At 58.1% G+C, this 13,331-nt stretch carries 13 protein-coding genes; 3 read left to right on the top strand and 10 right to left on the bottom strand.

Features of this window, described 5'->3' with window-relative positions; translation table 11 throughout:
* The first annotated feature begins 119 nt into the window (after nt 1-119).
* A complete protein-coding gene (locus KGB18_RS10075; RefSeq protein ID WP_223569787.1) occupies nt 120-1,313 on the top strand; it encodes a CaiB/BaiF CoA transferase family protein in 1,194 nt (397 codons plus the stop codon).
* Nucleotides 1,310-2,251: a hydroxymethylglutaryl-CoA lyase gene (locus tag KGB18_RS10070; RefSeq protein ID WP_223569786.1), complete on the top strand. Its 942-nt coding sequence runs from the start codon at nt 1,310-1,312 to the stop codon at nt 2,249-2,251. The genes KGB18_RS10075 and KGB18_RS10070 overlap by 4 nt, the downstream gene beginning before the upstream one ends.
* 350 nt (nt 2,252-2,601) lie before the next feature.
* On the opposite strand, the gene KGB18_RS10065 is transcribed toward KGB18_RS10070, so the two are convergent.
* The 10 genes from KGB18_RS10065 to KGB18_RS10020 form a co-directional block, all read right to left on the bottom strand.
* Nucleotides 2,602-3,060, bottom strand: a complete 459-nt coding sequence (locus KGB18_RS10065) for a single-stranded DNA-binding protein (protein WP_223569785.1) — start codon at nt 3,058-3,060, stop codon at nt 2,602-2,604.
* Nucleotides 3,057-3,575: a DUF3158 family protein gene (locus KGB18_RS10060; RefSeq protein ID WP_223569784.1), complete on the bottom strand. Its 519-nt coding sequence runs from the start codon at nt 3,573-3,575 to the stop codon at nt 3,057-3,059. The genes KGB18_RS10065 and KGB18_RS10060 overlap by 4 nt, the downstream gene beginning before the upstream one ends.
* Nucleotides 3,572-4,327 carry a PFL_4669 family integrating conjugative element protein gene (locus KGB18_RS10055; RefSeq protein WP_223569783.1) on the bottom strand — a complete coding sequence of 252 codons (756 nt, stop codon included), beginning with the start codon at nt 4,325-4,327 and terminating at the stop codon, nt 3,572-3,574. Before KGB18_RS10055 ends, KGB18_RS10060 begins: the two co-directional genes overlap by 4 nt.
* Nucleotides 4,328-4,567: 240 nt before the next feature.
* Nucleotides 4,568-5,758 carry an STY4528 family pathogenicity island replication protein gene (locus KGB18_RS10050; protein ID WP_223569782.1) on the bottom strand — a complete coding sequence of 397 codons (1,191 nt, stop codon included), beginning with the start codon at nt 5,756-5,758 and terminating at the stop codon, nt 4,568-4,570.
* Nucleotides 5,755-6,303 carry a DUF2857 domain-containing protein gene (locus KGB18_RS10045; RefSeq protein WP_223569781.1) on the bottom strand — a complete coding sequence of 183 codons (549 nt, stop codon included), beginning with the start codon at nt 6,301-6,303 and terminating at the stop codon, nt 5,755-5,757. The genes KGB18_RS10050 and KGB18_RS10045 overlap by 4 nt, the downstream gene beginning before the upstream one ends.
* A complete protein-coding gene (locus tag KGB18_RS10040) occupies nt 6,300-7,883 on the bottom strand; it encodes a ParB family protein (protein WP_223569780.1) in 1,584 nt (527 codons plus the stop codon). The genes KGB18_RS10045 and KGB18_RS10040 overlap by 4 nt, the downstream gene beginning before the upstream one ends.
* Nucleotides 7,884-7,897: 14 nt before the next feature.
* Entirely contained in the window at nt 7,898-8,107 is a 210-nt protein-coding gene (locus KGB18_RS10035) for a hypothetical protein (RefSeq protein ID WP_223569779.1), read from the bottom strand.
* 85 nt (nt 8,108-8,192) lie between these two features.
* Nucleotides 8,193-9,035, bottom strand: a complete 843-nt coding sequence (locus KGB18_RS10030) for a ParA family protein (protein WP_223569778.1) — start codon at nt 9,033-9,035, stop codon at nt 8,193-8,195.
* A gap of 4 nt (nt 9,036-9,039) precedes the next feature.
* On the bottom strand, nt 9,040-9,270 hold the full coding sequence (locus tag KGB18_RS10025; protein ID WP_223569777.1) for an AlpA family transcriptional regulator: 231 nt from the start codon (nt 9,268-9,270) through the stop codon (nt 9,040-9,042).
* 112 nt (nt 9,271-9,382) lie between these two features.
* Entirely contained in the window at nt 9,383-10,132 is a 750-nt protein-coding gene (locus KGB18_RS10020; protein ID WP_223569776.1) for a hypothetical protein, read from the bottom strand.
* Nucleotides 10,133-10,526: 394 nt separating this feature from the next.
* Here KGB18_RS10020 and mdeB point away from each other — a divergent pair, with 394 nt between their 5' ends.
* On the top strand, nt 10,527-13,235 hold the full coding sequence (gene mdeB, locus KGB18_RS10015; RefSeq protein ID WP_223569775.1) for an alpha-ketoglutarate dehydrogenase: 2,709 nt from the start codon (nt 10,527-10,529) through the stop codon (nt 13,233-13,235).
* The last annotated feature ends 96 nt before the right edge of the window (nt 13,236-13,331 follow it).

Here is a 13,331-nt window from a genome sequence, read left to right as displayed (position 1 = left end):
AAAGCTTTCCGAACCCCCTTCGCATTTCACGAACGATCAGTTTCCAACTGAAGGTTGGATTCCTTGCCCCTCGGTCCTCTAGCCTTGGCTCATATTCCAAGAACAAGAGGTACCCCGCGATGACTGCCCCCTTGAGTGCAATCAAAGTGATCGAGATCGGCACACTGATCGCCGCGCCATTCGCCGCGCGCATGCTTGCCGAGTTCGGCGCCGAAGTAATCAAGATCGAAGCCATGGGCCAGGGCGATCCCCTGCGCAAATGGCGCAAGCTGCACGAAGGCACTTCGCTGTGGTGGTACCTGCAATCGCGAAACAAGAAGTCCCTGGCGCTGAATCTGAAATCCCCCGAAGGCATCGAACTGGTCAAGCAACTGGCGACCGACGCCGATGTTTTGATCGAAAACCTGCGCCCCGGCGCCCTGGAGAAACTCGGTCTGGGCTGGGACGTGTTGCATGCCCTCAATCCCAACCTGACGCTGGTGCGCATTTCCGGTTACGGCCAGACTGGCCCGTACCGTGATCGTCCGGGCTTCGGTGCGATCGGCGAGGCCATGGGCGGGATTCGCTACACCACCGGCACCCCCGGTTCACCGCCGGCCCGGGTGGGTGTGAGCCTCGGTGATTCCCTCGCCTCGCTGCACGCGGTCATCGGCGCCTTGATGTCACTGCTGCGGGTCAAGACCGGGCAGGGCGGCGGGCAGGTGGTGGATGTGTCGTTGGCCGAAAGCGTGTTCAACGTGATGGAAAGTCTGGTGCCGGAATACGACATGCTGGGCCATGTGCGTGAGCGCAGCGGCGGCGCCTTGCCGGGCATCGCGCCGTCCAACACCTACCTGACCGCCGACGGCGCCTACGTGGTGATCGCCGGCAACAGCGACCCGATCTATAAGCGCCTGATGATGGTGATCGGTCGGGTCGATCTGGCCGAAGCGCCGGAGTTTGCTCATAACGATGGCCGCGCCGCGAAAAGTAATGTGCTCGACGCAGCCATCACTCACTGGACCAGCAGCCTGCCCATCGACGAGGTGTTGTCTGCGCTGGAAGCTGCCGAAGTCCCGGCCGGGCGCATCTATTCGGTGGCTGATATCGTCGCCGATCCTCACTATCAGGCGCGGGGCATGCTGCTCAGCGCCGACCTGCCCGGTGGTGCCACAGTGAAGATGCCGGGCATCGTACCGAAAATGTCCGAGACCCCCGGCGGCGTGAACTGGTCGGGACCGAGCCTGGGTCAGCACACCGACGGCATCCTCGCGGGGCTGGGCCTGACTGACCAGGACATCGAACGGCTGAAAGCTGAAGGGGTGGTGCAATGATCACTGATTATTCCCAGAGGCTGATCGTTCAGGAAGTCTCCCCTCGTGACGGCTTGCAGATCGAGCCGACCTGGGTCGAAACCGTCGACAAGATTGCGCTGATCGATCAGTTGTCTCTGGCGGGGTTCAGCCGCATCGAAGCAGGCTCGTTCGTTTCGCCCAAGGCCATTCCAGCGCTGCGCGATGGCGAGCAAGTGTTCAAGGGCATCGCCCGACGGCCGGGCATGATCTATGTCGCATTGATCCCCAACCTCAAAGGCGCGCAACGAGCGCTGGACGCGGGGGCCGATGAGCTGAACCTGGTGATGTCCGCCAGCCAGACCCACAACCTGGCGAATATGCGGATGCGTTGCGAGGCGTCATTGGCGGCGTTTGGCGAGATCGTCGAATTCGTTCGCGGCACGCAGGTGCGGCTCAACGGCAGCATCGCCACGACCTTCGGTTGCCCGTTCGAAGGCTGGATCGATGAGGACCGAGTGCTGCAGATCGTCGACGCCTATCAGGAGCTCGGGATTCAGGGCATTACCCTGGCCGACACCACTGGCATGGCTAATCCGCGTCAGGTCGATCGGTTGGTGCGCAGAGTGTTGCAGCGGGTTTCGCCCGCGGATCTGACCCTGCATTTCCACAACACTCGCGGCCTCGGTTTGTGCAACGTACTGGCCGCCTACGAGGCCGGTGCCCGACGCTTCGACGCGGCCCTCGGCGGCCTTGGCGGTTGCCCGTTTGCGCCGGGTGCTTCGGGCAATATCTGCACCGAGGATTTGGTCAACCTATGCGATGAAATCGGTATTCACACCGGCATTGATCTGCCGTTGTTGCTGAAGTTGTCCCGAGGATTGCCTGCGTTGCTGGGCCACGAAGTACCCGGGCAACTCGCCAAAGCCGGACGCAACTGCGACCTGCATCCGGCACCGGATGACCTGCTAATGCGTTAACCACTCAACCAGGCAACAAAAACAATCTGACAACTACAGGGCGTGGTGTCGGGTGGCTCCGAGTACTTTGGTAATGTCCTTGTCCAGGGGCGTTATTTAGCAGAGAAATATAGCTCTTAAGTCAGCCGAAAGTGTGTAGAAGGCAGAGAAGAGATAAGTCACCTGACTGCCCATGCAATACGTTGCTGGGCGTCCAAGTTCATCACACTTTTCCAACGTGTATTTCGATGGAAAAGTAATGGTACGGAATCCAGCTGTCCAAGCCTCGACTCTAGCCTCCCTTGTTCACGTAGGTGTATGACCTCTGTTGAGGAGCTGCGCGTTAGGGGTCAATCCCATGCTGTAGTGGCTTATGATCTTCTGCGCCTTATGGGTTTCGATTCTGGTGAACTAGCCTGTTCTGGACTTTGCCCATTGTGTTTTTCGGGAGGCGCTTGTTCACTAGATCGCTCCCGCATGGCCACGCTTTGCACTCGGTGAGGGAGGATGCCAACTCGACGGGCCTCGATTTTGAAGGTCACCCGCGCATTGTCTTCGCTGTCCTCCCACTCATCGCGCACGGTGCGGCCTTCGACCAGCACACGCATGCCTTTCTGGTATAGCGTGCTCCAGTGTTCAGCCTCACGGTGCCAGAGCTCAACCGGTGCCCAATAGCCGCCTCGATCTTCATAGCTGCCATCGCGTGGCACGGGGTTGTCGAAGTACACATTCAGTCGCAGCAAACGCCGTGGCTCGTCATTGCCTGATGGAAACTCCTGGAACTCTGGCGCACTGCCGATATTGCCTTCGCCGACAAAAAAAGTACTCATCCTGATACCTCCACTGCGGTTGTGAGTTGGCGCAGTAACCGATCGGCACTGGCCATTTTGATCGCGCAGGTCGATGCCTGGCGGTAAAGCGAATGCACCACGCTCATCTGCAGGTTGAGTGCAATACGCTCGCGTTCGAAACGGTGCAATCCCTCGCGTACGGCCTGCGGCAGGGTTTTGCTGCTGACCTGGCGTTCCCAGACTGCAATCCCCATACGGGCGAAGTCACGGGTACGCCAACGCAAAAAGCTGCTGCCAGCGCTGGTGTTCTGCAGCACCAATCGAATATCCAGCAGTGAGTACGGGGGATGTCCGGCCTGCTGCACCACAGCCTCCATCAGGTGACATAATTGCGCCTCGATTTCCCTCGCCACCTGCGCCAGGTGCTCCAACTCCCCCTTACCCTTAAAAGGTTTTAAAAGGCCTTTTAGGGAGGCAGCGTGTTCGAGCTGTCGATAGGCATCCGGTGGCAGTGCTTCGAATGGCATTGGTTGAGCCGGGATCATGGGATTCATGCTTCGTCCTCCTGTGCATCCACTGTCGCAGATGGCTCGCCCGCTTCCTCTGCCAACGCGTCAGCGTCATCCACTGCCACAGCACCACGACGAATGATCGGCGGCGCGAATTGGGAGCGGCGATGCCCCTCAAGGATGTCCATGGGGGGCAGACCTAATTTATCGATGGCCGCCAAGGCACGGGCGTTGTTCGCCGCCATGTCATCGCGGGTGACACCAGCATGCCGATAGCGCTGCGCCTGGCCGAACAGGCTTCGTAGGAGATGGGCGCCGTCGTCGATCCAGGCTTCCATGTCCCTGCGGCCGATCAAAGCAGTGTGATGGGCCAACAGGGTACGACGTACCAGGGTGTCGTAGTCGGTCAATAGGTAGACCGCGAGAAAACCCAACTGACTGCCGATGTACAACGGCAAGGTGACGGGGTGGATGTTGAGGTTATCGCCCATGTCGATCTGTGTCGGTAGGTCCTGTCTGATCCGATCCAACTGTTGGGTCAGCTCCAACATCCCAGCTTTAGCCTGCATCAGTTTTTCTTCGAGTTGCACAATGGCCCAATCGGCATAGGGATCGTCCTGGGCCGCGGTTTGTTTGATCAGATTGGTGACACTTATGTAGCCGGCCATGCCCATGATCGAGTGGACGCCTTCGCGTGCGGTCCGGCCTTGCCAGATACGGGCAGCGTGGTGGGTGTGCAGGGTCAGGGTGATGCTGCTACGCAATGAGCCCAGGTTGAGTTGGTAGTGATCGGCCACGGTGTTGTCCTCGCATAAGCTTGGACGGGAACGTTGCGATATTTGAGGGGCAAGGGCAGCCAAAAAGCTGAATGCGCTCTGTTCGGTTTGGTGTGAGAGGGTTAATTTCAAAGACGTTCGCGGGTGAGGCCGGTGGCATCATTTCCATGGATGGCGATGGCCATACGTCGGACTGCACAGGTTCGGCCCTTTGCGATTTCACATTAGAACTCAGTAGATTTGATGCCAGTGGCATCAAATCTACTGACGTCCAGGGCGTTTGCCGCGCAGTTGGCGCAGCTCATTCAGGCACGCTTGGGCGAGGGCAGAGGCGGGTTCACCCTGTTTTCGGGGCGGGCGTGACGGTGCTGTTGGGGGCGGTTCTGCAATGGGGGAGGGTTCTGTTTGACCTGCCCAAGGATGAAAGTCACCGTTCAGTGCGCGCTGGATCAGTCCCATCAGGTAGGCCGCTGGTCTGCGGATACCTCCTACCGCACAGCGTGCACCGGCTTCGTTAAGCACCGCCTGACGATCAGCTGGGGTGAGCTTGCTCAGCGCCACGGCGATCGCCTGACGCTCGCTTGGACTCAGGTGCAGCGGAGCGGGCCAGTTCAGGTTATCCACCGTTGAGGTCGCGCGCGGTACAGTACGAGTACTTTCTTTTAATACAGTACAGGCGGCGTTCGGATTCCGAACGGTGCCGGAAACGCTGGCGTTCAAGCCTGGTTCGGAATCCGAACGAGGGCTTGTACGATTCCGAACGCGGCGATCGCCACCCAGTTCGGAATCGTGTAAGGCGTCTTCAGTCGCGAGATCCAATCCTTGCTGCGTCCAGAGTTCGCCCCAGCTGTCGAGCTGCGTCGGTAGTCGACCCTGATCGATATCCGTGTCTTGGCGGATTTCTTCCAGAATGTGCTGAGCGACAATGCGCACGGCCTTAGTCGCATGAACGAGGGTATGTCCGACTAGCTCCAGGTAATCCTGATCCAGCTCCATGGCTTCGGCGGGGGTTAACGGTTCATCGTGCAGGACGTATAGAGAACCTTGTAGGCGCCCGCTGAGCTGATCGCGGCCACGACTCACCAAGCTGAGCCAGCGGGTCAGTCTGAGCATGGTCAAGACGCGCGCGATGGTTTCACGGGAGGCTGACGCACCGTAAGGCACGCTCGACAGGTAAGGCTGCAAATCCTCATAGCGCGGCGTGACCACGCCCTGATCTTGCAGCATGAGTCGAAATACTTGCCAGGCATTACGTTCCAATGGCGTCAGCCGATGGTCCAACAGCAGGCGACGCGGCACGACTTCGTGTGATTGACCACTGAACAGAAAGCCAGCCTGCAAAGCCTGGTTGGAGGGTTGCTCAGTGGTAGTGCGTGCGGGCCAACGTTCACTTAGCTGCTGGGTGCATTGCTGCAGGACACGCTGCCAGCGACTGGAAGGGACAGCGTTCATGTTCCGTTGCTGTACTGGTCGATCTGCTGCCAAACGATGGTCAAGCTGATCTGCTGCTCTTCGGCCAGCATCATCATGGCGTCGAGTTTATCCTCGGTCCCGTCCTCTGTTCGTAATTGGCACCAACGCTGCCAAAGCGCATGTTCCTGCTCTTCGCTCAAGTTCTGGGGGCGGCCCTTACGGGTTTCTAACTTGAGTAGACGTCGACGCAGGGCGGTTTCCGAATGCGCCAAACCGAAGCACTGATACATGATGGTGCTGCTGGCGCCGAGCTTGAGCGCTCGGTTGATCAATCGCTCGTTCTGCTCGTCGCGTTCGGCTTGCTCGATCAACCTATGCAGCACCGGTGAGTCAATCTTGACCTCAACCCAGGGGACGGAGGCATGGGCCAGGCGCGACAGTGTGGTGGGCGGCAAGGATTGCAACAGGTAGATGTCGTCCTCACCCAGTCCGAGTGCCTTACAGCGTTGCAGATTACCCAGGCGCAGCTCATGCAGCACCTGGGTCAGCATGGCCTGGTTGAGCACATTGAAGGACAGGTTCATGGCAACTCCTTCGGTGAGTCGTCTTCAGGGGTAAGCGTTAGGTCGATCAGACGACGGGCCAGGCGGATCAGGCGATACAGTTTGATTAGCAGACTGTCAGGCAGTCGTTCCAGTCCCACATCCACGGCGGGACGATCTGTCAGCGGGAGTTGATAGACCCCCAACAACAGCTGGCCGAACAGGGCTGATGGCAGTTGCTTGCGATCCTCCCAGTTCACGTCGTCTTGAGCGCGCAGCAGGGCTAGGAGCATTAGGTGAACCCCGGTCGCGCCAGGTGTCGCAAGATCTACCCGCTCCATATCTAGAGCAAAACCCAATCCATGCTGCTGATCGATGATGCTCGCGGGATGTCCGGCATAGGCCGCCATTTCCCGCGCCAGTCCGGCGATGGCTAAACGCAGTTGTTCGGGGGTATCCAGTATTGGTGCGATGCTCCAGATGTCGTCGATCGTGCGGGTTTCGACGGTCGGTGTTACTTCAGTGGCAGTGTCGCGATCGATCTGTTCGCGAATCTGTTGGATACGTGACGGAGGGCTGACTGCTGATACGACATTCGCTTGGGGCGGTGTGAGCAGCTCCTCTCGCGCTGTTTCGGTCTGGGTTCTGGTCTCAGTTGATTTGGGAGGGGACTCGGAGGAGGGAGGTTCTGCCGCGACTTCATCAACGCTCGGCGGATGGCTGTTCTCAGGTGTGGTGACGACAACACCATGCGTCGAGATGACCCGTTGGGTATCGCTCAATTCCAGGGCCAACATGCGGTAGGACTGTCCGAGTAGGCGGCTCATGCGTTCGAGCAGTTCATCCTGGATTTGCTCAAGATCGAAGGATTCGGGATCGGCATCGAAGTCGCCCAGGGTCTCGAGCCAAAACTCGGAGAACGCAACGGTGGCGGTTGGATAACGGTTCCAGGTTCGTTCAGCCTGGCTACGCAGACCGATCAAGCGTTCGACCTGGGGCTTGCCCAATCCGGCATACAGGGTTTGTGGAATGGCGGGCAGTAAGTGTTCGAGGGTGTCCAGCATCCGGCTGATATGTGACTGCGAAATGGGATAGCCCCCAGCGGCAAGACGTCGTGCCAGCTCCCGTTGCGAGAGCGCAGCGCCATCTGGTTCGAGCATGGATTTGAGTTTGGCCACAGCCAGTGCTCGTTCGATGAAAGTGAGTTGGCCGTGCAGATCGCTTTCGGCCAGATGGCCGAGCAGGGCGGTGAGTTCATCGGTCCAGGGTCGGAACAGGCAATGAATGCGGAAGAAGCGCTCGTCGCGGGTTTCCTGCCACAGTTCGCCGAGAATCGCCAAGCGAGTATTACCGCCATTGCGGATGATGAAATAGGCTTCTCCCGGGCGGCGGGTAATCGGCGGCGGTTGATCCAGCCCGCGTTCACGGATCGAGGCCTTGATATCGTCGTACAGCGGATTGCGGATGAAGCGTGGGTTGTTTTCGTAGGGTCGCAACTGCTCCAGGGTGACGAGCATAGGTGTATCGATGAGTGGATCGGATAGACGTTCAAGCTCTGGACCCCGAGGGAAGTGGCCCTGCTGCAGCTTGTCGATAATCTCCTCCTGACTGAGCTTCTTCATCGGAACAACCTCAGTTAACGCCGGTTGTGCACATGGTCACCGACCGCGAACTTGACGATCTCGGCAGTCCCCGAACCTTCGAAGTGTCGGGAAAGTTCTGCGAGGAACCACCCCATGGCCGAGCGCCCACCCTGCAAACGAAAGACCACGGTGCAGTACTCCTCGCACGGTGGATGGTGTGGTCGAACGAATGGCTGAACGATGATGGGAAGTTGATCCAGCATCAAAGGACTCCTTGCCAAACGCTGTTGGCCTCAAGGTCGATCAAACAAAACAATTGGGTGAGAAATACCGGTTTGGTGATTCGTCTCATTGAGCCTCCGTGCACCTGCCCACCGTAGAGATCGCATCGCGCCATTCCGGAAACAACTCGATGGCCAACGCCTGCATGGTTTCCAGCGCTGAGGGCGAGCGTCGTTCACGTGACCGGCGCGCCTCGATTCGGTGGACTGGTAGACCGAGGGAGGCGGCATTGAGATAAGCCACTCGGTCTGGAACTACGGTGTCCAGAACCGAGATATTGGTAGCCCCCACGAAAGTCTCGCGCAGGCTTCTGATGATCATCCGCGTGTCCATCCGAATGGCGTTCACCTGGTTCAGTAGCAATCGCAAGGGGGGTGGTGGAATGCCCAGGTGGCGGAACGAATCGAGTTCGCTGAACAGCTTCAATGTGCCGCGGCGCAGTTCGCGGGCGGCGAGCATTTCCGGCGGGATGGGGGAGAGAGCAAGATCGGAGGCAAGGACGGCCATCTCCAGTAGCACGCTACGTGCGCCCTGGGTGTCGATCAAAAACAAGTCATAACTGGGGCGGAAGTTGTCGAGTAAATTGCGCAGCCGTAATCGCCCGTCAGGGGCGTGTAGCAGCAATGTACTCAGCTGGCCTTGATCGTCGTTGGAGATGATCAGATCGAGTCCGGTGATCACTGTCCTGGAAATCATCTGGGCAGGTGCTGTTAGATTGAGTGCTATCAGCTCGTACGCACCAGCAACAGCTTTTTGGCTCAAGGCGTAATAGCTAGAGAGGGTGGGTTGGCTATCTAGATCGAGCAGCAGGACGCGTAGACCAGCATCCGCCAGCAGACCGCCGAGATTGGCGGCTATTGTGGTTTTGCCTACTCCACCTTTGGTGGAAACCACCGAGACCACACGCATGGCATCAGACCTGTTGGCCTAAACGCTCGATGATCCACCGTTCGATCTCCACTGAGTCCCAGCCTACGGCACGCAATCCAATGCGTTTGGCTTGAGGGAATTTGCCTTCCTTCATCAAGTTGTAGATATGCGCACGCTTGAAGCCGGTTTTACGCTCCACCTCCTCACGCCGCATGATGTGACGTTCGTGCGGTGGTTGGAGTAGGTCTGCAATAGGTGAGAGCTGGTTGGACATGATGGTCACTCCTGGCGCCGATTGGCGCGTTCTGGGAAGTGACCTGAATTGAATAGCAGAAATGGGAATGAGTCATTGCACCGCAATTGGGGCGATTGCAGCGCAAAACGACTCAGCGCTTGGAGAGGCTGCGCTTGGCAGCGGCGAATTTCTCATCCAGGGTACGCTTGGAAATGCCAGACAGGTTTTTATGGTGAGCGGTCAGTGCGTCGACAATGGCGGCTTGGGACCGGAAAACAGAATGAGGTTTCCCAGAGGGGGAGTGATCTAGAAACAGGCTGACCATTGCGCCGATAATGTGGAGGTAAGCGGTTTCGCTCCGGTCGCTGACCTTGCTATTGGTCTTGATCAGGTGATGGATGTTTTCCTTTTCCAGCCCGACAGCTTCAAGTTCATTCAGCAATTGTTGATAAGCTGTTTCCATATCCTTTATCTGTAGCTGCAAGGCATCCCGGTCGGCTTGTAAGGCCAGGTAGATACCGATACTGATATCTCCTTGTTGATCGAGTGATTGCTCGAAAAGAAAAGCTGGTCTCTGATCAGGGTAGTAGCGCGACATCCAAAATCTGAGGTCAGTATGGCGGACGGTTAGCTGACTGTGATCGACGGTGGTGCCAATGGCGACAGGCATACCCAGGCAGCCGTAGGTCAGTTCACCATGTTGAATAGCATCGAGAATCTTCTCGGAATTGGTATTTAGGCATGGCCATTGTGGGAACGCTGTATTGAGCAGCTCTGGGTTGCGCCATGCTACCTCAAGAATTTCCGTTTCGTAGGCCATTAAATTGCACCAGCGCAACGCTGCTTCAATGGGGCGATAGAATAGTTTGGCGTCTGGGTTGCAACTTTGGACAGCATACATGCTGGAAGCCTCCTTGAAATGCGGGTGATGTCTTGACTATTTGGAATGCGCTCAACCTTATCGATTGCTTCAACCGTTTAACGTCGATGGGCAAGCACCCTCGGCGAGAGATGTTGCACGGCAGCGAGTAGCCGTGACTGAAGTGATTCTGCCGCCCCTTCTGCCGCCGCTTCTGCACTGATATCGATCCCTCGCCGACCTCAAGACGAGTGAGCCGCACTCTGCACGTTCTGGAACTGATATTCATCCTTCTGAGGGGGCTGCTCCTTACTTTTTCGATCCTCTGTATCTGATTATTAAACATTTGATAATTTGACATTTGTCAGGAATATATGGATAAATGTTTGTTATATTTAATAGGTATAACAATTAAAGAATAACACAGGAGAAGCCTATGACCCATTCCAATTCCCCAGCCCTGGCGGCCTTGACGCTGGAGCAGAATCAAGCCGACGCGCAAGAAATGGTCGAATGGCGTGAGGCTCTGCTATCGCTGATAGAGAATGCGGGGCCGGAGCGTGCGCGGGAAATCCTCGACATGCTCACGACCATTGCTCGCGATCCTGCCATCGGTTGGCATCCCGTCCACGGAACGCCTTACATCAACACTATCCCGGTAGAGCAACAGCCAGCATTTCCCGGTGATTTGGCTATCGAGGAGCGGCTAGCGGCAATCATGCGCTGGAACGCGCTGGCGATGGTGGTACGGGCTAACCAGGCTTATGGCGAGCTGGGCGGACACATTGCCAGCTATGCGAGTGCTGCGGATCTTTTCGAAGTCGGCTTCAATCATTTCTTCCGCGCCAGCAATGGCACGCTCGGCGGCGATCTGGTGTTCTATCAACCGCACTCGTCCCCTGGGGTCTATGCCCGCGCCTTTCTGGAAGGGCGCCTGAGCGAACATAACCTTGAGCATTACCGCCAGGAAATCACCGCACGGCGTAGCGGCATACAGGGGCTTTCCAGCTATCCGCATCCCTGGCTGATGCCTGACTTCTGGCAGTTCCCCACCGGCTCCATGGGCATTGGGCCGATCAGCTCGATCTACCAGGCGCGGTTCATGCGCTACCTGCAGCACCGTGGTTTGCAGGACACCACCGGGCGGACCGTGTGGGGGGTATTCGGCGATGGTGAGATGGATGAGCCGGAGAGCATGTCGGCACTGACCCTGGCTGCCCGTGAAGGCCTGGACAATCTGACCTGGGTGGTCAATTGCAATCTGCAGCGCCTGGACGGTCCTGTGCGTGGCAACGGCCGCATCATTGACGAACTGGAGGCTTTGTTCAGCGGTGCCGGCTGGAATGTCATCAAGCTGGTCTGGGGATCGGATTGGGACGGTCTGTTTGCCCGCGACAAGGACGGTACGCTGGTGCGGACCTTGTCGCAGACGGTGGACGGTCAGTTCCAGACCTTTGCCGCAAAGGATGGGCGTTATAACCGCGACCATTTCTTTGGCCAGAACGAGGCGTTGGCCCAGCTCGCCCAAGGTCTTACTGACGAGCAGATCGATCGCCTCAAGCGTGGCGGGCATGACATGGTGAAAATCTTCGCCGCCTACCAGGCTGCGACGCTGCACAGTGGTCGCCCGACCGTGATTCTGGCTCAGACAAAGAAGGGCTACGGCATGGGCGAGGCAGGGCAAGGCAAGATGACCACCCATCAGCAGAAGAAGCTGGATCGGGACGCGCTGATCGCGATCCGTAACCGCTCCAATCTTCCGCTTTCGGACGAGCAGGTCGAGTCTCTGAGTTTCTACAAGCCTGCCGATGACAGTGCGGAAATGCGCTATTTACATGAGCGACGCCAGGCGCTCGGTGGTTACATGCCAACCCGCAGCACCACTGCGGCGGTCGTGCCAGTGCCTGACTTGAAGGGCTACGGTGGTTTCGCGACCCAGGCCGAAGGTAAGGAAATGTCCACCACCATGGCCTTCGTGCGCATGCTCGGCAACCTGCTCAAGGACAAGCAGTTGGGGCCGCGGGTGGTGCCGATTGTCGCTGACGAAGCACGTACCTTTGGCATGGCTAACCTGTTCAAGCAGATCGGCATCTATTCGAGTGTCGGTCAGCGTTATGAACCGGAAGATATCGGTTCGATTCTCAGTTATCGCGAAGCCATGGATGGGCAGATTCTTGAGGAGGGCATCAGCGAGGCGGGGGCCATCAGTTCCTGGGTTGCAGCGGCCACCAGCTATTCGGCGCATGGTCTGGCCATGCTGCCGTTCTATATCTACTACTCGATGTTCGGCTTCCAGCGTGTTGGTGATTTGATCTGGGCCGCCGCCGATCAGCGGGCTCGCGGTTTTCTCCTCGGTGCTACAGCCGGCCGGACCACGTTGGGCGGCGAGGGGCTGCAGCACCAGGATGGCAGCAGTCACCTGATTGCTTCGATGGTGCCCAACTGTCGCGCCTACGATCCGGCCTTCGCTGGTGAGTTCGCGGTGATCCTTGATCATGGGATGCGACAGATGCTGGAACGTCAGGTTGACGAGTTCTATTACGTGACCTTGATGAATGAGAATTACGCGCAGCCGACGCTGCCGGAAGGTGTCGAGTCAGACATCATCAAAGGCATGTACCGTTATGCCACACAGTCGGTGGACAGTTCGCGCGGGAGCGTGCGACTACTCGGTTCGGGAACAATTTTGCTTGAAGTGATCGCTGCCGCTGAGCTGCTGGCTCAAGACTGGAACATCGAAAGCGAAATCTGGAGTGTGACCAGTTTCAGTGAGCTGGCTCGCGATGCTCGCGAAGTCGAGCGCTGGAATCGCCTGCACCCGCAGCAGGGGGCCAAACAGAGTCACGTCGGCAAGTGCTTGCCGGTGGGGGCGCCGGTGATCGCCGCGACTGACTACGTGCGTGCCTTGCCAAATCTAATTGGCGCCTATGTCGAGGCGCGTTATATCGCCCTCGGCACTGACGGATTCGGCCGTAGCGATACGCGCGCGGCCCTGCGCAATTTCTTCGAAGTGGATCGGCACCAGATCGCGCTGAGTGCGCTCGCATCGCTGGTGCAGGAAGGCAAGCTCAAGCCTGAGGTCTGTGCCCAAGCTATCGAGCGTTATGGCATCGATGCCGACTCGGTCGCGCCCTGGGAGTGCTAAGTACGGCACCAAGGCTGCTTGTTCCGCGCGGCGCCGCCAGGTGCCGCCGATCATCTTGTTCGGGCTGACTGGGTTCAGTCCGGCTTACTTCGTCAG

This window comes from Pseudomonas sp. BF-R-26 (genome assembly GCF_019947395.1).
GTDB lineage: Bacteria > Pseudomonadota > Gammaproteobacteria > Pseudomonadales > Pseudomonadaceae > Aquipseudomonas > Aquipseudomonas farris.
Note: the sequence above shows the minus strand (reverse complement) of the source record. Positions and strands in the feature narration are given on the sequence as shown.